Annotated in this window: 23 protein-coding genes; 10 read left to right on the top strand and 13 right to left on the bottom strand. The window is 70.4% G+C overall.

The window, feature by feature from the left end; all coding sequences use genetic code 11:
* The first annotated feature begins 8 nt into the window (after positions 1 to 8).
* On the top strand, positions 9 to 623 hold the full coding sequence (locus ABZZ20_RS26205) for a 5-formyltetrahydrofolate cyclo-ligase (protein WP_356873582.1): 615 nt from the start codon (positions 9 to 11) through the stop codon (positions 621 to 623).
* On the opposite strand, the gene ABZZ20_RS26200 is transcribed toward ABZZ20_RS26205, so the two are convergent.
* On the bottom strand, positions 618 to 3,488 hold the full coding sequence (locus ABZZ20_RS26200) for a penicillin acylase family protein (RefSeq protein WP_356873580.1): 2,871 nt from the start codon (positions 3,486 to 3,488) through the stop codon (positions 618 to 620). The two genes, ABZZ20_RS26205 and ABZZ20_RS26200, sit on opposite strands and share 6 nt — an antisense overlap.
* 244 nt (positions 3,489 to 3,732) lie before the next feature.
* On the opposite strand from ABZZ20_RS26200, the gene ABZZ20_RS26195 reads away from it, so the two are divergent.
* From ABZZ20_RS26195 to ABZZ20_RS26170, 6 genes are all read left to right on the top strand, one after another.
* Positions 3,733 to 5,235: a potassium/proton antiporter gene (locus ABZZ20_RS26195; protein ID WP_356873691.1), complete on the top strand. Its 1,503-nt coding sequence runs from the start codon at positions 3,733 to 3,735 to the stop codon at positions 5,233 to 5,235.
* Positions 5,236 to 5,651: 416 nt separating this feature from the next.
* Entirely contained in the window at positions 5,652 to 7,028 is a 1,377-nt protein-coding gene (locus ABZZ20_RS26190) for an MFS transporter (RefSeq protein WP_356873578.1), read from the top strand.
* A 67-nt stretch (positions 7,029 to 7,095) separates the two neighbouring features.
* Positions 7,096 to 7,401, top strand: coding sequence for an FmdB family zinc ribbon protein (locus tag ABZZ20_RS26185; protein ID WP_356873576.1), 306 nt, complete (start codon positions 7,096 to 7,098; stop codon positions 7,399 to 7,401).
* A gap of 84 nt (positions 7,402 to 7,485) precedes the next feature.
* Complete coding sequence (locus tag ABZZ20_RS26180) at positions 7,486 to 8,319, top strand: S-methyl-5'-thioadenosine phosphorylase (protein WP_356873574.1); 834 nt, start codon at positions 7,486 to 7,488, stop codon at positions 8,317 to 8,319.
* Between the two features lie 182 nt (positions 8,320 to 8,501).
* Complete coding sequence (locus ABZZ20_RS26175; protein ID WP_356873572.1) at positions 8,502 to 8,903, top strand: hypothetical protein; 402 nt, start codon at positions 8,502 to 8,504, stop codon at positions 8,901 to 8,903.
* 217 nt (positions 8,904 to 9,120) lie between these two features.
* Positions 9,121 to 9,321: a hypothetical protein gene (locus tag ABZZ20_RS26170; protein WP_356873570.1), complete on the top strand. Its 201-nt coding sequence runs from the start codon at positions 9,121 to 9,123 to the stop codon at positions 9,319 to 9,321.
* Between the two features lie 227 nt (positions 9,322 to 9,548).
* Here ABZZ20_RS26170 and ABZZ20_RS26165 read toward each other — a convergent pair whose 3' ends face one another.
* A complete protein-coding gene (locus tag ABZZ20_RS26165; RefSeq protein WP_356873568.1) occupies positions 9,549 to 10,529 on the bottom strand; it encodes a zinc-binding dehydrogenase in 981 nt (326 codons plus the stop codon).
* A gap of 106 nt (positions 10,530 to 10,635) precedes the next feature.
* On the opposite strand from ABZZ20_RS26165, the gene ABZZ20_RS26160 reads away from it, so the two are divergent.
* From ABZZ20_RS26160 to ABZZ20_RS26150, 3 genes are all read left to right on the top strand, one after another.
* A complete protein-coding gene (locus ABZZ20_RS26160; RefSeq protein WP_356873566.1) occupies positions 10,636 to 10,962 on the top strand; it encodes a helix-turn-helix domain-containing protein in 327 nt (108 codons plus the stop codon).
* Between the two features lie 215 nt (positions 10,963 to 11,177).
* Positions 11,178 to 11,645: a hypothetical protein gene (locus ABZZ20_RS26155; RefSeq protein WP_356873564.1), complete on the top strand. Its 468-nt coding sequence runs from the start codon at positions 11,178 to 11,180 to the stop codon at positions 11,643 to 11,645.
* A gap of 120 nt (positions 11,646 to 11,765) precedes the next feature.
* Entirely contained in the window at positions 11,766 to 12,302 is a 537-nt protein-coding gene (locus ABZZ20_RS26150) for an MscL family protein (RefSeq protein ID WP_356873562.1), read from the top strand.
* Between the two features lie 4 nt (positions 12,303 to 12,306).
* On the opposite strand, the gene ABZZ20_RS26145 is transcribed toward ABZZ20_RS26150, so the two are convergent.
* From ABZZ20_RS26145 to ABZZ20_RS26095, 11 genes are all read right to left on the bottom strand, one after another.
* A complete protein-coding gene (locus ABZZ20_RS26145; protein ID WP_356873560.1) occupies positions 12,307 to 12,528 on the bottom strand; it encodes a hypothetical protein in 222 nt (73 codons plus the stop codon).
* A gap of 172 nt (positions 12,529 to 12,700) precedes the next feature.
* On the bottom strand, positions 12,701 to 13,069 hold the full coding sequence (locus ABZZ20_RS26140; protein WP_356873558.1) for a hypothetical protein: 369 nt from the start codon (positions 13,067 to 13,069) through the stop codon (positions 12,701 to 12,703).
* Positions 13,066 to 13,725 carry a Rieske 2Fe-2S domain-containing protein gene (locus ABZZ20_RS26135; RefSeq protein WP_356873556.1) on the bottom strand — a complete coding sequence of 220 codons (660 nt, stop codon included), beginning with the start codon at positions 13,723 to 13,725 and terminating at the stop codon, positions 13,066 to 13,068. The genes ABZZ20_RS26140 and ABZZ20_RS26135 overlap by 4 nt, the downstream gene beginning before the upstream one ends.
* Positions 13,722 to 14,321, bottom strand: coding sequence for a 4Fe-4S dicluster domain-containing protein (locus tag ABZZ20_RS26130; protein WP_356873554.1), 600 nt, complete (start codon positions 14,319 to 14,321; stop codon positions 13,722 to 13,724). The genes ABZZ20_RS26135 and ABZZ20_RS26130 overlap by 4 nt, the downstream gene beginning before the upstream one ends.
* Before the next feature lie 7 nt (positions 14,322 to 14,328).
* Entirely contained in the window at positions 14,329 to 16,647 is a 2,319-nt protein-coding gene (locus ABZZ20_RS26125) for a molybdopterin oxidoreductase family protein (RefSeq protein WP_356873552.1), read from the bottom strand.
* Positions 16,644 to 17,753, bottom strand: coding sequence for an MFS transporter (locus ABZZ20_RS26120; RefSeq protein WP_356873550.1), 1,110 nt, complete (start codon positions 17,751 to 17,753; stop codon positions 16,644 to 16,646). The genes ABZZ20_RS26125 and ABZZ20_RS26120 overlap by 4 nt, the downstream gene beginning before the upstream one ends.
* 74 nt (positions 17,754 to 17,827) lie before the next feature.
* Positions 17,828 to 18,664: a pyruvate formate-lyase-activating protein gene (gene pflA, locus ABZZ20_RS26115; protein WP_356873548.1), complete on the bottom strand. Its 837-nt coding sequence runs from the start codon at positions 18,662 to 18,664 to the stop codon at positions 17,828 to 17,830.
* A gap of 192 nt (positions 18,665 to 18,856) precedes the next feature.
* Positions 18,857 to 21,145, bottom strand: coding sequence for a formate C-acetyltransferase (gene pflB, locus ABZZ20_RS26110; protein ID WP_356873546.1), 2,289 nt, complete (start codon positions 21,143 to 21,145; stop codon positions 18,857 to 18,859).
* A gap of 151 nt (positions 21,146 to 21,296) precedes the next feature.
* Positions 21,297 to 21,974 (bottom strand): methyltransferase domain-containing protein, encoded by a 678-nt coding sequence (locus ABZZ20_RS26105; protein ID WP_356873544.1) that lies wholly within the window; start codon positions 21,972 to 21,974, stop codon positions 21,297 to 21,299.
* 177 nt (positions 21,975 to 22,151) lie between these two features.
* Positions 22,152 to 22,295: a hypothetical protein gene (locus ABZZ20_RS26100; RefSeq protein WP_356873542.1), complete on the bottom strand. Its 144-nt coding sequence runs from the start codon at positions 22,293 to 22,295 to the stop codon at positions 22,152 to 22,154.
* A gap of 179 nt (positions 22,296 to 22,474) precedes the next feature.
* Positions 22,475 to 22,717: a hypothetical protein gene (locus ABZZ20_RS26095; RefSeq protein WP_356873540.1), complete on the bottom strand. Its 243-nt coding sequence runs from the start codon at positions 22,715 to 22,717 to the stop codon at positions 22,475 to 22,477.
* Between the last annotated feature and the right edge of the window lie 12 nt (positions 22,718 to 22,729).

Raw genomic sequence — 22,729 nt, 5'->3', positions numbered from 1 at the left:
AGTCAGCTGTGGTAAGGAACCCTCCCAACCCGTCCGAAAAGACCCACCTGCGCGGTGAACTCCTCGCCGCCCGCCGGGCCTTGTCGCCCGAGACCCTGCGCACGGCGACCCGCGCGCTCTCCCGCTCCGCCCTAGAGCTTCCCGAACTGAGCGGTGCGCACACCGTGGCGGCGTACGTTTCCGTCGGAACCGAACCCGGCACCCGCGACCTGCTCGACGCCCTGCGGACGGCCGGGAAGCGGGTGCTGCTGCCGGTCCTGCTGCCCGACAACGACCTCGACTGGGCCGTGTACGAAGGCCCGGCCGGCCTCGCCGAGGCCGCGCACCCGGGGAAGATGCGCCTGCTGGAACCGACCGGGGTACGGCTCGGGCCGGACGCGGTCACCGGCGCCGACGCCGTCCTGCTGCCCGGACTGGCCGTCGACCGCCGCGGGATGCGGCTCGGCCGCGGCGGGGGCTCGTACGACCGGGTGCTGGCCCGCCTGGAGCGCGCCGGGGCCCACCCCGCACTGGTCGTGCTCCTGTACGACGAAGAGGTGGTCGCGCGGGTCCCGGAGGAACCGCACGACCACCCCGTCCAGGCGGTCGCCACCCCCTCGGGGGTGATCCGCTTCAGCTCATGAGCCCGGCTTCAGCGTGAGGGTCTCCACCGTGGCCTTCTCGACCGCGTCCTTACCGAAGGGCCACTCCAGCAGCTCGCCCTTGGCCCACATGGTCGTCTGGTCCGTGTAGTTGTCGTGGTACGCGTGGCCCGAGGCACCCGTCAGGTTGATCCAGCGGGACTTGTCCAGGTCGTTGAGGTTCACGACCATCCGCATCGACGGGACCCAGGTGACCCCGTACCCGCTGGAGGCGTTCCAGCCGGACGCGTTGACGGTGGCCTCACCGCCGCCCAGGTTCCACGGGCCGCGGTTGAGGAGCCACTGCATGAAGCCGGGGCCCTCGGTGCCGATGGTCTGGTTCTTCAGCGACAACTGGTGCAGGCGCCCCCAGCTCCAGGTGGACTGGTCCTTGCCGAGCTTGGCGGTCAGCTCCCAGCGGGCGTCCTTCATGGCCCGGGCGAACAGCTCGTCCCGGGTGGTCGTGGCGGGCGTGCGCGGCTTGATCTCGGGCGACTGCCACCACGGCGACTTCTCGTCCTTGACCAGCCGGCGGACCACCTCGAACCAGCGGTCGCCGCCGTCCGGCTGCGCCGAGTCGGGGCCGCGCGTACCGCACTCGCGGACCGTCTTGGCGAGGTCGTCGACCGGACCGCTGCTCGCCTCGCGGACGTTCATGCAGCTGCCCTCGATGCGCAGCTCCTTCGGCATCTTGTCGCCGAAGGCCAGCTTGAGGACGTTGCGCCAGACCGCGTTGAAGTAGGCGGCCGCCGCCGAGTCGGGCTCCTGGGTGTAGTTCCAACCCTCCAGCAGCTTCTGCGCCGCGCGCACGTCCGGGTCCGAGACTTCGATCTTGGCGAGCATCGGGGTCAACAGCGCCGCGATCTCGCTGCTGTTGTCCATCTGCATGCTGCGCATGTCGTCGGTGGAGATCTTGCCGCTGTCCTTGATCTTCGCCTCGATGAGGTCGTTGATCCGCTGGCTGCGGGCGCCGTAGCCCCAGTCGGTGGTCAGCAGGTACGGGTACTTGCCCTGGCCGGTCCCGCTCTCCACCACGGCCTGGTTCGCCGTGACGATGTAGCCGCGCGCCGGGTTGAGGTCGTACGGCATCTCGTCCTGCGGGATGTAGCCCGCGCCGCCGTCCTTGCCGCCCTTCCAGGCGTACTTGGAGTCCCAACCGGGGGCCGGCATACGGCCGTCGCCGGCGCCGCGGATCGGGATGCGGCCCGGGGCCTGGTAGCCGATGTTGCCCGTGGCGCCCTTGTTGTCGGCGTAGATCAGGTTCTGCGAGGGGACCTCGAAGTCGCGGGCGGCGGCGCGGAAGCCCGCGAAGTCCTTGGCCCGGTTGAGGCTGAAGACGGCGTCCATCGACTTGCCGGGGTCCAGGGCGGTCCAGCGCAGGGCGACGGCGTAGCCGTTGCCGCGGTCGGGGGCCGAGCTGGAGATGGGGGCGCGGTTGCCGACCGTACCGATCTCGTCGCTGCGGTCGGAGATCAGCGGGCCGTTGTTGGTGGTGCGGACGGTGATCTTCTTGCTGCTGCCGCCGGCGACCTTGATGACCTCTTCACGGATGGTGAAGGGGACGACCTTGTTGTCGTAGACGTAGCCCTCGGGCTTGACCTGCTCCAGGTAGAGGTCGGTGACGTCGGCGCCGAGGTTGGTCATGCCCCAGGCGATGTCGGCGTTGTGGCCTATGACCACCCCGGGCATGCCGGAGAAGGTGTAGCCGGCGACGTCGTACTTGCACTGGTTCGAGACTGCACGGCAGTGCAGGCCCATCTGGTACCAGACCGAGGGCAGCTGCGGAGACAGGTGCGGGTCGTTCGCGAGCAGCGGCTTGCCGGTGGTCGTGTACTTGCCGGAGACGACCCAGGAGTTCGAGCCGATGCCGCTGCCGTTGGGGCCCAGGATCGCGGGGACCTGGTCCAGGGTCTTGGCGAGGGAGGTGAGGGAGGTGCGCAGGCCGGCGGTCGCGCCCTGGGCGCTCGCGTTGTCGGCGAGGCCGCTGATGGTGGCTCCGGCGGTGGAGGCGGTGGAGGCCTGGGAACCGGAGGTGCCGCCGGACGCGGAAGCGGAGCCCGAGCCCGAACCGGTCGAGCCGGAGCCCGTGGAGCCGGCGGCGCCGCCCTGGGGGGCGTACTTCCCGCCGTCGATCTTGCCCCCGTCGACGATCGCCTTGTTCCGGTCGAAGGGGTACGGCGGGTAGAGCTCGTCGATCTGCGCCTGGGTGAGCTTGTTCGACATCAGCGCGCGGTCGATCTCGTCCTGCATGTTGCCGCGCAGGTCCCACGCCATCGCCTTGAGCCAGGCCACCGAGTCTACCGGCGTCCACTGCTCGGGCTGGTAGTCGTCACTGAGCTTGAGGGCGGCGTGTTCGACGGAGAGGTCCTTGCCGGCCTTCCCCTTCAGGTACGCGTTGACCCCGTCGGCGTAGGCCTGGAGGTACTTCTTCGTCTCGGCCGAGAGCTTGGTGTCGTACTCGGCCTGCGCGACCTGGCGCCAGCCGAGCGTGCGCAGGAAGGCGTCGGTCTCGACCTGGCCGGGGCCGAACATCTCGGAGAGCCGCCCGGAGGTCATGTGGCGGCGTACGTCCATCTCCCAGAAGCGGTCCTGGGCGTGTACGAAGCCCTGCGCACGGAAGAGGTCGTCGTCGTTGTCGGCGTAGAGCTGGGGAATGCCGTGGGAGTCGCGCTTGACGTCGACGGTGCCGGTCAGACCGGGCACCTTCAGGGAGCCGGTGGCCTGGGGGAACGAGGCGCGGACTGTGTCCAGGCTCCAGTACGTCCCGTACCCGAAGCCCGTGACGAGCGCCAGGACCAGGACGAGCACGATCAGACGGGCGCGTCGTCCCTTCTTCTTGACGGAAGGGGCGGTTTCGTTGGCGGGCATCGCTGTCCTTAGAGGGGCAGGGTGGTCCTGGGAGTGCTGGGAGCAACCATAGGCGCAGGACCGGGTGCGTTGATCCGCCAGGGGTCGAGGTGATGAGGACAGGGCCCGCCAGGCGTTTCACAATGTGGTTATCGCGTAAAGGATGCGTCAAATATTAGGTAAGGTAACGAAGTATCTGCCGATCTTGCCGGACATGTCGCCTGGGGGAACGTTCCACCGGGCGCCTTGAGGAAAGGGCCGCCCACTGACCGTCCACACGCTCAATGAGCTCCTGCTGGTCTGTTCGCTCGTGCTGCTCGTCGCCGTCGCGGCGGTACGCATCTCCTCACGCAGCGGCCTCCCCAGCCTGCTCATCTACCTCGGCATAGGCGTCGCGATAGGCCAGGACGGCATCGGCAACGTCGTTTTCGACAACGCCGAACTGACCCAGGTCATCGGCTACGCCGCGCTCGTCGTGATCCTCGCCGAGGGCGGTCTGGGCACCAAGTGGAAACAGATCAAACCGGCCCTACCTGCCGCGATCATGCTGTCACTGGTCGGCGTCGCGATCAGCGTGGGTGTCACGGCGGCCGGCGCGCACTACCTGGTCGGACTGGACTGGCGCCAGTCCCTGCTGATCGGCGCGGTCGTCTCCTCGACCGACGCGGCAGCCGTCTTCTCCGTACTGCGCAAGGTCCCGCTGCCCTCCCGGATCACGGGCGTGCTGGAAGCCGAATCGGGTTTCAACGACGCCCCCGTCGTCATCCTGGTCGTCGCGTTCGCGACCGTCGGCCCGGTGGACCCGTGGTACATCCTGCTCGGCAAGATCGCCCTGGAACTGGCGATCGGCGCCGTGATCGGCCTGTCGGTGGGCTTCCTGGGCGCGTACGGCCTGCGGCACGTGGCCCTGCCCGCCTCCGGCCTCTACCCGATCGCCGTGATGGCCATCGCCGTGACGGCGTACGCGGCCGGCGCGATGGCGCACGGCTCCGGCTTCCTCGCCGTCTACCTGGCGGCCATGGTGCTCGGCAACGCGAAGCTCCCGCACTGGCCGGCGACCCGGGGGTTCGCGGACGGGCTCGGCTGGATCGCCCAGATCGGCATGTTCGTCCTGCTCGGCCTGCTGGTCACCCCCCACGAGCTGGCCCAGGACTTCTGGCCCGCCGTCGTCATCGGGCTGGTGCTGACCATGGTGGCGCGACCGCTGGAGGTCTTCGTCAGCCTGCTGCCGTTCCGGCTGCCCTGGCAGGAGCAGACCCTGATGTCCTGGGCCGGCCTGCGCGGCGCCGTGCCCATCATCTTGGCGACCATCCCGATGGTGACCGGGATCGAGGGCAGCGACCGCGTCTTCAACATCGTCTTCGTGCTGGTCGTCGTCTACACCCTGGTCCAGGGCCCGACCCTGCCGTGGCTCGCGCGCACGCTGCGCCTCGGCGACACCGACGAGGCAGCCGCCGACCTGGGGATCGAGTCGGCGCCGCTGGAGAAGTTGCGCGGGCACCTGCTGTCCTTCGCCATTCCGGCCGCCTCGCGGATGCACGGAGTCGAGGTGAGCGAGCTGCGACTGCCGCCGGGGGCCTCGGTGACCCTGGTGGTCCGGGATGCCAAGAGCTTCGTACCGCTGCCTTCGACGGTGCTGCGGCGCGGGGACGAGCTGCTGGTGGTGGCCACGGATCCGGTACGGGACGCGGCCGAGGCACGGCTGCGGGCGGTGGCCCGGGGCGGCAAGCTGGCCGGATGGCTCGGGACGGGCTCGAACGGGGCCTGAGGACCGGCGTGGGGCTCGAACGGGCCCGAGCGGCACACGAACAGAGAGTTAGAGTGTCGTTCTAAATCGATGTTCTTGGGGGTCCGTTCGACCTTTCGCCCCGCCTTGAATGGCAATGGAATGCGAAATTCCAGTTAATCGCAGGTGAAGCCATACCTTGTCGCCGGAATCACAGGGCGCATCGGCAGGTCTGCCTGTACGATAAAGGCACACCACATCGAACCAACTCTGCCTGACGCAGAGCTGGCGCGACCGCAAAGCGGCCGTGGCACCCTTCCGCAGTGGGCGCCCAGGTATCACTCGGTTCTGCGCAAGAGGACAGCTCTCGGGGCTCCCACATACGGGTGCGGTCGCTCACGAGGCGACACACCGTCCGCAGACGGGGACGCTCTACCAGGCAGCGGAAAGGCCAGGCCGTGACATCCGCGGTCACGACCGACACGTCCGCCCGCCCCGGTTACGGGCAACTGCTGCGCACGCCCGGCGCCATCGGCTTCGTCCTCCCGGGATTCGCCGCACGCCTCCCCTTCGGCATGCTGACCATCAGCATTCTGCTGCTCGTCCAGCACACCACCGGCTCCTACGGCAGCGCCGGCATCGTCGCCGCCGTCACGGGCATCTCCATGGCCCTGTCCGCCCCGGTGATGGGCAAGCTCACCGACCGCCACGGCCAGAGCGCCGTCCTTGTCCCGGTCGTCCTCATGCACGCCGCCGCCGTCAGCACCCTGGTGGCGCTCGCCCTACTGGGCGCCCCCGTGTGGGCCCTGGCGCTGGCCGCCGTCCCCGCCGGCGCCTCCGTCCCGCAGGTCGGGCCGATGGTCCGGGCGCGCTGGGCCGCCAAGCTTGGTGGGGGCACCTCCCAGGCCGAAGGCTCCGGGGGAGGCTCCCCGCTGCTGCCCACGGCCGCCGCGTTCGAATCCGTCACCGACGAGTTCACCTTCGTCGTCGGCCCGGTGCTGGCGACCGCCCTGTGCACCGGCGTCCACCCGGCTGCCGGTCTGATCACCGAGGCCGCACTGACGCTGGCCGGCGGCCTGGTCTTCGCCGCCCAGCGCGCCACCCAGCCCGTGCTGCACGCCCCCGCGGCCGACGGCGAGCGACACGCCTCCGCGCTGTCCTTCCCGGGCCTGCGCGTCCTGATCGTGGCCTTCCTCGGCATCGGCGCCGTCTTCGGTGGCATGCAGGTGTCGCTGGCCGCCTTCTCCAACGAGATCGGCAACCCGGGGGCCAACGGCCTGCTCTACGGCATCTTCGCGGCCGGCAACATGACCGCGGGCATCGCCTGCGGGGCCATCGCCTGGAAGATCGGCCCGCGCCGCCGGCTGCTGCTCGGCTACGCCGGCCTCACCGTGGCCGCCTCGGTCCTGTGGACCGCCCACTCGATGATCCTGCTGGGCGCCCTCGGCCTCGTCGTGGGCCTGTGCATCGCCCCGGCCCTGATCACCGGCTACACGATGATCGAGTCGTTGATCCCGGGGAACGCCCGCACCGAGGCCTTCACCTGGCTGACCGGTGCCGTCGCCTTCGGTCAGGCCACCGCCGTGACCCTGGCCGGCCGCCTGACGGACGCCCACGGGTCCTCGTACGGCTTCCTGGTGCCCATGGCGGGCACCGTGCTGGCCCTGGCGACCCTGGTGACCCTGCGGGCGAAGCTGGCCCCGAACGCCCCGAGTCTGGTCATCAACTCGTCGGCGGCACCGGCACCGGCCGCCCCGGAAGCGGCCGAGCCGGCCCCGTCCGCGCGGGTGAACGAGCGTGGTCTCGGTCACCGCGTGCCGGTGACGGTGGACTGATTCGCCGGAATACGTCACCATGGAGCGTCGTTAGCACTCATCGAGTCAGAGTGCCAGGAGGAAATTCGTGCCGACCTACCAGTACCAGTGCACCGAGTGCGGTGAGGGCCTTGAGGCCGTGCAGAAGTTCACCGATGACGCACTGACCGAGTGCCCGAACTGCCACGGACGCCTGAAGAAGGTGTTCTCCGCGGTCGGCATCGTCTTCAAGGGATCCGGTTTCTACCGGAACGACAGCCGCGGCGCCTCGTCGAGCAGCACCCCTGCCTCGAAGCCGTCGACGCCTGCCGCCGCGACCTCGTCTTCGACGTCCACGGCGTCCTCGGCGTCCTCGGCGTCGAGCTCCAGCAGCAGTTCGAGCTCGGCTGCCTGAGCTCCGACCCCGTTCGCTCTCCACCAGGCCCCGTCGCCCCTTGCGGGCGGCGGGGCCTCGTGCATGCCCGGTTAGGGTGACGGCATGGCTAACGCACAGATCGGTGTCATCGGCGGTTCGGGCTTCTACTCCTTCCTGGAGGACGTCTCCGAGGTCCAGGTGGACACCCCGTACGGCCCCCCGAGCGACTCCCTGTTCCTCGGCGAGCTCGCCGGGCGCGAGGTCGCCTTCCTCCCCCGCCACGGCCGCAGCCACAAGGTCCCGCCCCACAAGATCAACTACCGGGCCAACCTGTGGGCGCTGCGCTCGATAGGCGTGCGCCAGGTGCTCGGCCCGTGCGCGGTCGGCGGCCTGCGCACCGAGTACGGTCCGGGCACCCTGCTCGTTCCCGACCAGCTGGTCGACCGTACGAAGTCCCGGGCCCAGACCTTCTTCGACGGGGAGCCGCTGCCCGACGGAAGCGTCCCGAACGTCGTGCACACCACCTTCGCCGACCCGTACTGCCCCGTGGGCCGCTCGGTCGCCCTGGCGGCGGCACGGAGCCGGAACTGGGAGCCCGTGGACGGCGGCACCATGGTCGTGGTCGAGGGCCCGCGGTTCTCGACGCGCGCCGAATCGCAGTGGCACGCGGCGATGGGCTGGTCGGTCGTCGGCATGACGGGCCACCCCGAGGCGGTCCTCGCGCGCGAGCTGGGACTCTGCTACACGTCGATGGCACTGGTGACCGACCTGGACGCGGGTGCGGAGACGGGTGAGGGCGTGTCCCACACGGAGGTCCTCAAGGTCTTCGGCGAGAACGTCGGCCGCCTGCGCGGGGTCCTCTTCGACGCGGTGGCGGCGCTGCCCTCGACCGAGTCCCGCGCCTGCCTGTGCACCCACGCGCACGACGGCTGGGACCTGGGCATCGAGCTGCCGTAGCCGATGTCCGACCAGGAAGCACAGTGGTACCGCTGGGCCGGGCTGTTGCCGCCCGGCCCGGCGCGGGACGTCGTGGACTGCTGGGACGTCGGTGAGCAGGAGGCCGGCCTCGACCTGCTCCTCACCGGCCTCCGGGAGCACCGGGTGCCGATCAGCGAAGGACCACACGGGCCGCGCTGGCGGTGGCGGCCGAGATCTGGGGCATGTGGCCGGCCCTGGCCCCGACACTCGACCGCTGCACCGCCGTTGCCGGTGACGGTGACGGTGACGATGCCGGCGACGGCGACGGCGACGGCGACGCACTGGACCTGATCGAGCGCCCGGGCACCGTCCCGGTGCCGGGCCCGGAGCTCTCGGCGGACCCCCGGTTCGCGGATCTCCTCCTCGTCCCGTGGATCGCCTGCACGCGGTGCGGCCGGAGCCTCGCCCGGGCACACCGGCTGGAACCGTGGGAGGAGCTCTCCCACCTGGCCGAGCACTACGTCCTGCTCGCGCCGGACCGGAGCGCGCCGCCGGTGCTGTTCGACTTCGACGCGGCCTGGGACGCGTTGACCGCCCTGCGCCGCTGCTGCGCGCGCCCGTAGGCGTGCGGCCATTACGAGATCGGGCTGGGGCTCCTCGGCGCCGCCGGGCCCGGGCTCGCGGTGGAACTCGTCGGGCGGGCTCACGAGGTCTTCCTCGACCTGAAGCCTTTTTTCGAGATCCCACACTCCGTCGCCGGCGCCGTCCGCGCCCCGGGCGCCCTGGGCGCGCGCATGGTTCCCGGGGCTACGGGTGCTCGCGCTGACGGTGGTCACGAGCATGACCGGGAACGACCTTGCCGACATCGGCATCGGGGCGACGACCGACGAGCAGCTGGAGCGGCTGGCCCGGCTGGCGACGGACACGGGGTGCGACGGGGTGATCGCCTCGCCACGGGAAGCGCGCGCTGCGCAGCCTGTTGGGGCCGCAGCCGCTGATCATCACGCCGGGCGTGACGTTGCGGGGCAGCGGCCCCGGTGAGCACGCCTCCCGGGCCGGGACGGCGCAGGAAGCTTTCGCCTCCGGGCCTCGCACGTCGTGGTGGGCCGGTCGGTCACGCGGGCCGATGACCCGGTGGAGGCGCTGCGGCGAGTCCCGGGCGGGCCGCTGATGCTGTGGCCGGAAGGGTTTTGCCGGTGGGCCCGCGGCGTCCGGTGCGGTGCATCGCAGGGCGGAGGGCCACGGCTCGTACGGGACGTGGGTCGGCCTCATTCCCCCGCGACGCGCAGCAGCAGCTTGCCCGTGGTGGTGCGGGTGTCCATCAGGCGGTGGGCCTCGCCGACCCGCTCGATCGGGAACTCGGCGGTGATCGGGAGCTCGACCCCGCCGCTCGCGACGAGCCGGAAGGCGTCGGCGGCGAGGACGCGCAGCGCCTCGGGGTCGTCCTGGGCGAGGGTGAGGACGGAGAAGCCGCCGACGGAGAGCCCGCGCGGGTTCAGCTGCGGCTGGCCGATCTGCCAGGGTGCGGATCCGCCGGCGTTGCCGAAGGCGACGAGGCGGCCGAAGCGCGCGAGGGAATCCAGGCTGCGGCGGAAGGTGTCGCCGCCCACCGGGTCGAGGGCGAGGTCGACGCCACGGCCGCCGGTGGCGCGGCGTACGTCCTCGACGAACCCGTCGCCGACGAACACCTCGTCGTAGCCGTACTTGAGGGCCTCCTGGGCCTTCTCGGGGCGCGACACCACTCCGTAGACGGCGCGCGCTCCGGCGAGGCGGGCAACCTGGCCCGCAACGGTTCCCACGCCCCCCGCCGCGCTCTGGACGAGTACGGTCTCCCCGGCGCGCAGCCGGCCGACCTCGTGCACCAACCCCTGGACGGTGGGCAGGACGGTCGGCAAGGTGGCGGCGGTGCGCAGGGAGATGCCCTCGGGAAGGGCGAAGACGGTGGCGGCGGGGGCGACGACGACTTCTGCGTAGCCGCTGTGCGGGGTGAGGGCGGCGACCTGCTGGCCGGGGTGCAGGCCTTCGACGTCGGGGCCGACGGCCCGGATCCGTCCGGAGACTTCGAGGCCGGGGCGGAAGGGCAGGGCCGGCACCCGGTAGCCGTCAGCCCGGGCCAGGACGTCGGCGAAGTTGACCCCGGCGTAGGCGACGTCGACGGTCACCTCGCCCGGGCCCGGCTGCGGTACGGGAACCTCGGTGACGTGGAGGACCTCGGGTCCGCCGAACTCCTGGAACTCGACTGCGTGCATGGCCGTCCCCTCGACTAGAGTGTTCGACGGAAAGCGAACACTGCGATGCCGCGACTGTACGACTTTCATCGAACATTCGGCAAGGGGATCCGGAGAGGAAACCACCATGGGGCACCGGGCCGTACCCGAGCACACGCACCCCGATGACGTCCCCGTCCAGGTCGCGCTGGCCGCGCTGGCCGACCCGGTACGTCTGCAACTCGTACGGGAGCTCGCGGGCGCGGGCGACTGGGAGCGCAGCTGCGGCACCTTCGACGTGCCGGTGGGCAAGGCAGCCCTCAGCCACCACTTCGCCGTACTGCGCTCGGCCGGGCTGCTCGAACAGCGCGACCAGGGGCGCGGGCGCGTCAACCGGCTGCGGCGAACCGAATTCGAGGCGCGCTTCCCGGGGCTGCTGGCACTGGTCCTGCGCGAGGAGGGCGCCGGGACCTGACGGACGCCCACCCGCGCGGGTGACGGCTGTGTCCACAGGCTGGGGATTGTCCACAGGCCTCAGCGGGATATCGCGGGACGGCGGATCGTGAGGGGTGTCCGAGCGTAGGACCCGGACACCGGAACTCACCCAGGATGGCGGTGGCCGTCATGTACAGCACTCCACAGGCCTGTTCTGCTCCCCACTCCCCTTCTCCGTGTCCCCCCGCGCGCCCGGTGCCGCCCTTCCCCCCGCTCCGGGTCGGCCGGGGCGCAGACCGGCTGCGCCGGGCCGTGCGGCGTCGGCGGCGGACCGCCTCGACCGGGCTGGCCGTCCTGGCGGCAGCCCTGGCGGTCGTGGGCGGGGCGGAGGCGCAGGCGTCGCGGGGTGCCTCGCCGCCGGAGGTGAAGCCGCCGCCCGCGCCGGCACGGTTGGTGTCCGCGCCGGTGCGCATCGCGGACGCCGCGACGGTGCGGCTGCTGCGGCCCGGGGACCGGGTGGACGTGGTCGCGGCGGAACGCGCCGGCCCGCCGCGGGTGGTGGCAGCGGGAGCCCGGGTTGCCGAAGTGCCCGTTCCCGATCAGGGCATTGGAGCGGACGCCGGGGAGGGCGGGTCGCTGGTGGTGCTGTCCGTGCCCCGGGACACCGCACGCGCTCTCGTGGGGGCCGGCGCCGTGGCACGGCTGGCGGTGACACTGTGCTGAATGGGACGGACCGGCAGCCATGTCACCAACGGAAGGGCCCCGATTGGACACGTGGCGCCCAAACTGCCGTAGCTTTCGGAACCGTTGGCTCCATGTTCGGCAGATGCGAAGAAAGGCTCAGTGGTGAGCGAGAAGAAGAAGGAGAGCGTCCTGGCGGGCTTCAAGGCCTTCCTGATGCGCGGCAACGTGATCGACCTGGCGGTGGCAGTCGTCATCGGCGCTGCGTTCACGAACATCGTGAACACGGTGGTGAAGGGGATCATCAGCCCGGTGGTCGGCGCCGTCGGTACGAAGAGCCTGGACGGCTACTCCTCCTGCCTCAAGGGACCCTGCGGCATCGATGCGAAGGGGGAGGCCATCGGCGTCAACATCCTCTGGGGCTCGGTGCTGAACGCCGCACTGACCTTCCTGATCACCGCCGCGGTCGTCTACTTCCTGATGGTGCTGCCGATGGCGAAGTACCTCGCCAAGGTGGAGCAGCGCCGCCGGGCCAAGGAAGGCGTCAAGAAGACCATCGAGATCACCGAGCTGGAGGTCCTCAAGGAGATCCGGGACGAGCTGGTCGCCCAGCGAGGTCCGATTGGCCAGGACGGCTTCGTCAGGCGAGGTCAGGGTGGCCAGGACGGCTTCGTCGGGCGCCCCGGGCAGGGGTACTAGCGGCTCACAGGTGGTGCGGCGGCTTCTCGTCGAGGAAGCGCGCCAGGTCGGCGCCGCTTCCGCCGGCCGGCGGCCGATCTCCCCACCCGCGGTCGGTGTCGTCCGAGGACTGCTGGTCCAGCGGGTCGTCGAAGACGAGCCGGGGCTTGGGCTTCGCCGTCGGCGCGGCGTGGGGCCGGGGCTCGGGCCCTGTGGGCTGCGGGTCGGAAGCGGGGGCGGTGCTCATGCCTCCAGGGTACGGCTGCCCCCGGCCGGGCTCCCGACCCCGCTCCCGGCCCGGCTGCCCACGCCGCTCGCGCCTTCCCTCGGGATCAGCCGGGGGCCTCGGCGCCCGTGCGGGCGTGGAACCACCAGCACACGGCCAAAGCGGTGGCGGCGAAGCCGGTGAGGAGACGTGGTCACCGGTCCTTCGGATCGAGGAGCCACAGGCCCAGCACGACGAGGAAGGACAGGACCAGGAATCCCGCCCCCCACCAGGCCGTGCCGGTGTTGCCCTTCATCCACTCGTTGACGATCACGGACAGTCCCCAGAGTTGCCCGATCACGACGGTGAGGGCCAGGGTGAGTCGGGCCGTGAGCTTCGAGGACCGCTCCGGCTCCTGCTCGGTGCCGGCCCCCGGGCCGGGGCCCGTGTGCCGGATGCGCGGGTCGCCGTAACCGCTGGTGGGGCGGATCTGCGGATACCGCTCCCGCACCGGCCGGTTCAACCGGGGGTCGGCACTTCCCGGGCGGAAGTCCGGGCGGGGAGGAAGCTGCGCGTCGCTCATGTCCGTCCGTTCTCGGTGGTTCGGTCCAGCCCCGGGCAGCCCAGCCGCTCGGCCAACTCGGGGCGGGACGGGCCGAACTGCCGGCACAGGGCGTCCTTGGTCGCCTCTGCGGACCGTGCGGTCGCGACGGCCCAGATACTGCCGTCGAGCTCCTCGGTCAGGAAGATCTTGGGGAGCGGGCGCGGTGGTGGGCCCGCGGTCACCTCGCCGGTGCGGGCGTCGAAGACGCCCTCGTGGCAGGGGCAGTACAACTCCCCCTCGGGGCCCCGGTCCTCGCGCCACAGCACGGCGCAGGCCAGGTGGGTGCAGACGGCCGAGTAGCCGACGAGGGAACCGTCGGACAGCCGCACTGCGAGGGCCCGGTCCTCGTCGCCGGGGAAGCGGAAGGCCACGGACTCCCCCGGGGCCAGCTGGTCGGCGACCTTCTTGCTCCGGGGCAGGGTCTCGCTGTCACCGTGCCGGTGCAGGATGCCGGCAGCGACGCCCACACCACCGATGGCGAGGCCTCCGGAGACGGTGGCGACGATCCGCAGGTAATCGCGTCGGGTCGTGAGGGAATCGGCGCTGATCCGGTCGCGCAACTGCTCGGCCGCTTCGGCGGCGGCGGAGCCCGGGCCCGGTCCGGGGACCGGTGGGGGAGGTTCGGTGAGGCTCATCGGACGTCGACTCCATTGATCTCGACGACGGGCAGGCCGCCGGGGACGGGCCACTGGACCTTGTCGGCCGGCACGACCATCGCCACGCCGGTGCTCACCACCACGTCACCGAAGACGAAGGAGTCCGCGACCTGCACGCCGGGCCGCTCTGCCTGGAGCTCCTCAAGGGTCCCGTAGAAGAGGGCGCCGGTCGGGCAGACCGTCGCGCACATCGGGGCCAGGCCGTAGGCGGTGCGGTCGTAACAGAGGTTGCACTTCATCTGCAGCTTCGCCTTGAGGTCGATCTTCGGGACGCCGAAGGGGCAGGCGTTGACACAGTTGGCGCAGCCGATGCAGCGGGTGGTGTCGGCCTGTTGGACCACGCCGTCGGCGGTCACCAAGATTGCGTCGGCGGGGCACACCTCGGCGCAGGGCGCGACGGGGTCCTCGCAGTGCATGCAGACGGTCGGAAGGGAGGCGACGGACGCGCCGGGTTCGGTGTAGTCCAGGTGGATCATCGATTTGCCGCGGTGTGAGTCGCATTCGCGGCAGGCGGAGACACAGGCCTGGCAGCCGATGCAGCGCCCCGGGTCGATGAAGATCGTGCGGCCCATCATGGCGGGGTCAGCTCCTCTCCGCCGTGCCACGGCCCTGCGGGGAAGTGGGCGGCAGGGGATCGGTGCGGGAGACCTGGGTCTCCGGATAGGCCTCGTGGCCCGGGGCCGTGGGCGGGGCGGGGACCTCGTCGATCCGCTCGGCGGCCTCGATCCGGGCGGCACAGACCTTGTACTCGGGGATCTTCGAGCGGGGGTCGAGGGCGTCGATGGTGAGGACGTTCGCGGCGGCCGGGACGGGCCAGTGGTACGGGACGAAGACGGTGTCGGGGCGGATGGCCTCGGTGACCAGGGCCGGGAAGGCCGCGCTGCCGCGACGGGTGACCACCCGGACCGGGTCGCCGTTCCGGAAGCCGTGCGAGGGGTGCACCTCCACCCAGGGGCGCGGGGTCTGCTCGACGAGGGCGCCCAGCCGGCGGGTCTGGTTGCCGGAGAGGAAGTGCGCGACGGTGCGGCCGGTGGTGAGGGAGAGGGGGAACTCGGCCGTGTAGGGGTCCATCGGCGGATGCCATTCCACGACCTGGAGGTGGATCTTGCCGTCGGGGTGGTAGCTCCGGCCGTCCTCGAACAGCCGGGGGGTGCCCGGGTGCTCGGTGGAGGGGCAGGGCCAGGCGATCCCTCCGGTCTCCTCCAGCCGCTCGTAGGTGATGCCGTAGTAGTCGTTGACCGTGCCGGCCGAGGCGACGCGCAGTTCCTCGAAGACCTCGCGGGAGCCGGGGAAGTCGAAGTGGTGCCCGGCGCCGAGGCGCCTGGCGAGCTCGCAGATGACCCAGGTGTCGGTGCGCACTCCGGCGGGGGGTTCCTGGGCCTTGTTGTGCTTGACCACCCGGGCCTCGGCGTTGGCCATGACGCCTTCGTCCTCGGCCCAGGTGGTGACGGGGAAGACGACGTGTGCGTTGGTCGCGGTCTCGGAGAGGAAGAAGTCGAACTGGGCGTGGAACTCGGCGGTGTCGTAGCCGTCCTTGACCACCGCGTAATTGGGCAGCGAGACGAAGGGGTTGTTGCAGATGCCGATGAGGCCGCGGATCTCCTTCCGCTGCATCTGCCAGACCATCTCCATCATGGAGGTTCCGGCACCGGGGAGTTCGGATTCCTCGATGCCCCAGATCTGGCAGATCTGCGCCCGGTGTTCGGGGTTGGTGATCGAGCGTCCGCCGGGGAGGAGGTCGGACTTCTGGCCGTGCTCGCGTCCCCCCTGGCCGTTGCCCTGGCCGGTGATGGTGCCGTAGCCGGCGCCGGGCTTGCCGATGTTGCCGGTGGCGACGCACAGGTTGATGACGGTGAGGCAGTTCTCGACGCCCTGGGAGTGGTGTTCGATGCCGCGCGCGTGCCAGGCCATGGCCTTGCCCGCGCCCGCGAACATGCGGGCGACCTGGACGATCTGCTCGGCGGGGACTCCGCAGATCTCGGCCGAGCGGGCGGGCGGGTACTCCTGGACGCTTCGCTTGACCTCGTCCCAGCCGGTGGTGTGGGCGGCGAGGTAGGCCTCGTCGGTCAGCCCTTCGGCGATCACCACGTGCAGGACGGCGTTGAAGAAGGCGGAGTCGGTGCCTGGCTTGATCGCGACGTGGACGTCCGCGGTGCGGGCGATGGCCGTCTCGCGCGGGTCGATCACGATCAGCGTGGCACCCCGGTCCCGCGCGCCCCACAGGTACTGGGTCATCACGGGGAAGCACTCGCCCACGTTCGATCCGGCGATGAGCAGGCAGTCGGTGAGGAGGATGTCGGAGAAGGGGTTGCCTGCCCGGTCGATGCCGAAGGCGAGCTTGTTGGCGCCCGCGGCGCTGACCATGCACAGCCGGCCGTTGTAGTCGACGTGCTTGGTCTTCAGGGCGACCCGGGCGAACTTGCCGACCAGGTAGGTCTTCTCGGAGAACAGGCTGGCGCCACCGAGCAGCCCGAACGCGTCGTTCCCGTACTGCGACTGGATGCGGCGGATCTCGGAGACGGTGAAGTCGAGGGCCTCGTCCCAGGAGCACTCCCGCAGCTCCTCGTCCCGGGAACGGCGCATCAGCGGCGTGGTGAGCCGGTCGGGGTGGTTGACCTGCTGGTAGGCGTTGATGCCCTTGGGGCACAGCCGCATCCGGTTGATGTCGTGGTTGCGGGGCTCCACGCCGAAGACCTTGCCGCCGCGGTCCACCCGCAGGTACATCCCGCACTGCACGCCGCAGAAGCAGCAGTGGGTGGGGACGAGGGTCTCGCCGTTCTGGTCGGCGTGCCACCGGTCGGCCGGGATGCCGCCCGCGTCGCGGAAGTTGCGGGTGCCGGGCGGGGCGATGGACGGGTCGAGGGGCAGCGGGGCCGGCTGGGCGGGGTCCGTCGCGGTCACTTGAAGCCCTTCTTGACGTGCGCGAGATAGGCGCCGCCGCGCAGCATCCGCTTGCAGCGCGGGCAGTACTCGACGAAGGCGTTGAAGTCGAGCTTCAGGTCCTGCATGGTGCCGCGCAGGTTCTCGACGTACGGAGTGGTGTCGACGGGTTCGCCGCAGCGTTTGCAGGCGAAGACCTGATCGTCCCGGCGGGCCGTGTACTTGAACAGCTGCATGCCGACGGCGGCGGGCCGCTGGACGATGTGGAAGAACTTCCCGAACGGGATGTAGATGAGGGTGAACACCACCGACACCATGTGCAGCAGCGCCAGGAACTCGTATCCGCCGCCGTGCAGGAAGATCGACGAGAAGGTCAGCAGCAGGCCCGTCACCGAGATCACGATCAGGCAGATCAGCGGCAGCAGGTCGTAGGCGAAGCGCTGGCCGGTGATGGCGCCGCGGTCCTTCATCCGGCGCCACAGGAAGTACGAGGCGCCGGGGATGACGAGCACGGCGGCGACGTCCAGGCCGTGGAACATCAGCCAGCCGAGGAAGTCCAGCGAGTCGAAGCCGAGGACCTTGAAGCCCCAGATCCGCATTTCGTAACCGGGGCCCGAGCCCGTGGACGAGGTGAAGGTGAACCAGCCCCAGGTGAGCGGGAAGGTGATCAGGGCGGCCAGCACGCAGCCCCAGAAGATCAGCTGGTGGGCGGCCCAGCGGGAGCGCGAGCGGGCTCCCAGGAACTTCTGGAAGCCGAGGTAGGTGGCGAGCATCCTCGGCACGGCGGTGGGGGCACTGCGGAAGTTGGCGGCGGAGAAGAAGCTGCCGAAGCCCTTCTTGAAGAGGCGCTGTGCACCGGGCGCCGAGACCCAGACCGTGTACCGGTAGGCCACGCCGAAGGCGAGGAAGACGGTGGCGACGGCGTACGGCAACAGGGCGGAGTCGAAGTCGCGCAGGAGTCGGCTCCCGAGCACGATCGCGACGATGAGCAGGAGCGAGACGACCGCGCCGGCCAGGGTGGCCCGTGCGGTGACGGACCGCCCGGCCGCCCCCGCCCCGGGTGAGGCTGGGGGCGGGGGCGCGGGCGGGAGCGGTACTGCTTCGCGTACTTCTGAGGGCTCGGGCACAGCACCACGCTAGGTGATTCATGCCGATCGGTCCTGCTATGCGGCATGTGCCTGCGGGCCGTACGGGTGAGGACTCAGACGGCCGTCAGCCCCTGCGCCGCGAAGATCGCCTTCGCGGCCTCGACCTGCTCCGTGGTGGGCACCGGGGTGTCGTGGAGGGTGAACCGCATGCCGAGCGCCTCCCACTTGCTCTCGCCCAGCTTGTGGAAGGGCAGTACGTCGACCCGTGTGACGTTGCCGAGGGTGGCGGCGAAGGCGGCGACGCCCTCGATGTTGTCCGGGGCGTCGGTCAGTCCGGGCACCAGCACGAAACGGACGTGTACCTCCTTGCCGAGGTCGGCGAGGCGGCGGGCGAAGTGCAGCGTCGGCTCCAAGGGCCGTCCGGTCACCTTCCTGTACGTGTCCCGGTCCCAGGACTTGATGTCCAGGAGCACCAGGTCAACGTCGCGCAGGAGGGCGTCGGTCGCCCGCGCGCCGAGGTAGCCGGAGGTGTCCAGGGCGGTGTGCAGCCCCAGGTCGTGCCGCAGGCGGTGCAGCAGTTCGCCTGCGAAGACGGGCTGCAACAGCGGTTCGCCGCCGGAGAGGGTGGCACCCCCACCCGAGGCGGCGATGAACCGCGTGTACTTGCTGGCCTCGGCGATGACGTCGTCGGCCGACGTCCGCTTGCCGCCCCGCATCCGCATGGTGTCGGGGTTGTGGCAGTACAGGCAGGTCAGCGGGCACCCGGCCAGAAAGGTCACGAACCGGGTGCCGGGTCCGTCGACCCCGGTCGACAGGTCCCAGGAGTGTACGGAGCCCTCGCTCGGCCGGTGCGTCGCGGCGGCGGCCGGGGTGGCCGGGGGCGATGCGGTCGGGCAGCCGACGGCGGGGGCACAGCCGATGGTGGGATTCGGGCCGGGCAGGACGGTCATGGCAGGCACCCCTTGAGCTGTCTGTTCTCGATCGCGGTGGGTGGTGCGCGGTCCGGGGCCGGGTGAGGGCCGGCCCCGGGCCGCGCGGCGGCGGGGTCGCGTTCCGCGCGGCTGCGGGGTCGTGCTCCGCGCGGGGGCACGCCCAGTGCTGTGACCGGGAAGGTTTGCCGGTGGACCTTCCCGGTCATAGCGCTAGAGGGAACCGTGGAAGGTGCGGTTGAGGACGTCGAGCTGCTGTTCGCGCGTCAGCCGGACGAAGTTCACCGCGTAGCCGCTGACCCGGATGGTGAGCTGCGGGTAGTCCTCCGGGTGCTCCATGGCGTCCACGAGCGTGTCGCGGTTCAGGACGTTCACGTTCATGTGGAAGCCGTTGCAGGCCATGTAGCCGTCGAGGACGCCCGCCAGGTTCTTGATCCGCTCTTGTGGGGTGCGGCCCAGGGCGTCGGGGGTGACGGTGTTGGTGAGCGAGATGCCGTCCTCGGCGTCCTCGTACGGGAGCTTCGCGACCGACAGCGCGGAGGTGACGTACCCGTGCGTGTCCCGGCCGTTCATCGGGTTGGCTCCGGGGGAGAACGGCTCACCGGCGCGGCGGCCGTCCGGGGTGTTGCCGGTCTTCTTGCCGTAGACCACGTTCGAGGTGATCGTCAGCACGGACTGGGTGTGTTCGGCGTTCCGGTACGTCGGCTGCTTGCGCACCTTCTTCATGAACTCCTCGACCAGCCAGACGGCGATGTCGTCGGCCCGGTCGTCGTTGTTCCCGTACGTCGGGTACTCGCCCTCGACGGTGTAGTCGGTGGCAAGCCCGCTCTCGTCGCGGTGCGCGGTGACCTTGGCGTACTTGATGGCCGCCAGCGAGTCGGCGGCCACCGACAGGCCGGCGATGCCGCAGGCCATGGTGCGGCGCACATCGCGGTCGTGGAGCGCCATCTCCAAGCGTTCGTACGCGTACTTGTCGTGCATGAAGTGGATGACGTTCAGGGCGTGGACGTAGACGTTCGCGAGCCACTCCATCTGCTCGTCGAACCTGGCCATGACCTCGTCGTAGTCGAGGACCTCGGCGGCCCCCGCCGCCATCGAGCGCAGCGGGGCGGTGGACGGGCCGACCTGGGCGCCGGACTTCTCGTCCCGGCCGCCGTTGATCGCGTAGAGCAGGGTCTTGGCGAGGTTCACCCGGGCGCCGAAGAACTGCATCTGCTTGCCGACCGGCATCGCGGAGACGCAGCAGGCGATGGCGGTGTCGTCGCCGAAGCGCGGACGCATCAGCTCGTCGGACTCGTACTGCACGGATGAGGTGTCGATCGAGACGCGGGCGCAGAACTCCTTGAAGCCCTGCGGCAGCTGCGGCGACCAGAAGACCGTCATGTTCGGCTCGGGCGCGGGTCCCAGGTTGTAGAGGGTCTGGAGGTAGCGGAAAGAGGTCTTGGTGACGAGCGGGCGACCGTCCTCGCCCATGCCTGCGATCGACTCGGTGACCCAGGTCGGGTCGCCGGAGAACAGTTCGTCGTACTCGGGGGTCCGCAGGAAGCGCACGATCCGGAGCTTGATGATGAAGTCGTCGACGAGTTCCTGTGCCTGCTCCTCCGTCAGGACGCCGGCCTCGATGTCGCGCTGGAGGTAGACGTCGAGGAAGGTGGAGGTGCGGCCGAGCGACATGGCGGCGCCGTTCTGTTCCTTCACGGCGGCCAGGTACGCGAAGTACAGCCATTGGACGGCCTCGCGGCCGGTGGCTGCGGGCCCGGAGACGTCGTGGCCGTAGGAGGCGGCCATCGTCTTGAGCTCGCCGAGGGCGCGGATCTGTTCCGAGAGCTCCTCGCGCAGGCGGATCGTCTCCTCCAGCGAGCGGTTGCCCGCGGGAAGGGCGTTCAGCTCCTCCTTCTCCTCCTTCTTGACGGCGATGAGGCGGTCGACGCCGTAGAGGGCGACGCGGCGGTAGTCGCCGATGATGCGGCCCCGTCCGTACGCGTCCGGGAGCCCGGTAACGATGCCCGCCTTGCGGGCGGCTCGGATCTCGGGGGTGTAGGCGTCGAAGACTCCGGCGTTGTGGGTCTTGCGGTACTCGGTGAAGATCTTCTCCAGCTCGCCGGAGACGGGATAGCCGTAGGTCTCCAGGGCGCCGGCGACCATGCGCCAGCCGCCGTACGGCATGATCGCGCGCTTGAGCGGCGCGTCGGTCTGGAGGCCGACGATCAGTTCCTTGTCGCGGTCGATCCAGCCGGGGGCGTGGGCGGTGATGGTGGAGGGGATGTCGTAGGCGACGTCGTAGACGCCCTTCTCGCGCTCCTGCGGGAACTTGTCCGCGACGGCCCTCCACACGGCGGTGGTGCGGGCGGTGGGGCCGACCAGGAAGGAGTCGTCACCCTCGTACGGCGTGTAGTTCTGCTGGATGAAGTCGCGGACGTCGATGGCGTCGCGCCACAGGCCGCCCTTGAAGCCGTCCCAGGCCGTGCCGTTCTTCGCGGTTTCCGCAGGGGTGGCAGTCATCGCCCGCACCTTCTTCAGTCGCCTCGTTACTTGTATTCATTGCACCCCTTTTGATCGATCATTTCGCGCCGCATTGGTCCCCATCTAGGGCCCGAAGGTCCCCTTACTCCGGGACCGGAACCCCGAAAGTCCCTAGCCCTTGTGAATCCCTTCACGAGAACCGACCGGGGCGGGGCCTGCCCCGCCACGAGTCCGCGCGCAGGCGCATGGGCGGAGCCCCGGGGCCCCGCCCATGCGCCCAGGAACAGCGCACGGACTGCCGGAGCCGCATGAAGGCACTGGAGCGCGTGAACGGGCCACTCGCCGTCTCACCGTCCACGGTCAGCCGGGCAATGGCCTCTCCGCCGTACAGAGTCCCCCAGGGCGCCACGATCAGCCCGCCGGTCAGCGTCTGATCGATCCAGGCCCGGGGGACTTCCCCGATGGAACAGGTGGCGATCACTCGATCGTAAGGAGCGCCCCCGATATAGCCGAGCCGTCCGTCCCCCACGATCACCAGCGGGGAGATTCCGGCAGTGCGCTGGTTCGCTCCCGCCCCCTTTGCCACCTCAGGATCGAACTCGATCGAGACGACGTTCTCAGCGCCAAGCCGGTGAGCGAGCAGCGCCGAATTCCAGCCCGTCCCCGTCCCGATCTCAAGCACCCTGTGGCCGTCTTGTACGTCGAGATCGGCCAGCATCGAGAACACCATGTGAGGCTGCGAACTGGAGCTGGAAGGCGTCTTCCCCAAGCCGTCCCCGGTGTGGCCGCCGTCGTCCCACTGCGTGGTCAGCGGGATGTCCGAGTACACCGCCGTGAACCACCCGTCCGGGTCCTTGGCACGGTCCACCACGGGTTTCTGCCGTGTGCCGTCCGCGATGCCAGGCCAGATGCGGTCAGGGACGAACATGTCCCGGGGGACCGCCTTGAACGTCGGCAGCCAGTCGGGTTGCAGTGCGCCCGAAGCAATGAGCGCAGAGGCGAGCCCCGAAGGACCCGCCTCCTCTGTGCGCGCGGTCATCCGGTGTTACTTCTTCGCGGGGCCGGAGCCCTCGGAGCTGTTCCCGCCGCTGGTCTCGAAACCGCCTCCCCCATGCCCGCGTCCGCTGCTGCCGTCGTCCTGCTGGCTGCCGCCCTGACCGCTTCCGGTACCGCCGCCGCGCTTGGGCATCTGCTACTCCTCAACTCGTGCTGAATGCCGGGGCTTTTACTTGCTACCCCACCCTGGCGGGGCGGGAGTTCGTGACGCCCTCCAATCTGCTGCCTCGCGAAGTCTGAGGCGCACCGAAAACACCGAAAGCCCCGCACTGACCACCAGGAGGGCAGCGAGTGCGGGGCGGATCGTGCAGGTCAATCCCAGATGTCGTCGTCGCGAACACCAGCAGCAGGCCCGCTCGCGATCGCGATCGCGATCTCGGCACTGGCGGTCCTCGCGTGCGCGTGGACCGGTGCGCAGGCGGTGCTGTAGGCCGGCCTGGTGGGCGCGGCCACCGTCGCGGTGGGCGTGACCTTGGCGGACCGGGAGCGTTCTGGTGCGTGAGGACGACGGGCGGCGACGGCCACGGCGACCACGCCGAGCGCACCGACGAACACGCAAGGGGAATG

This window comes from Streptomyces sp. NPDC006430, assembly GCF_040612395.1.
Taxonomy (GTDB): domain Bacteria; phylum Actinomycetota; class Actinomycetes; order Streptomycetales; family Streptomycetaceae; genus Streptomyces.
Note: the sequence above shows the minus strand (reverse complement) of the source record. Positions and strands in the feature narration are given on the sequence as shown.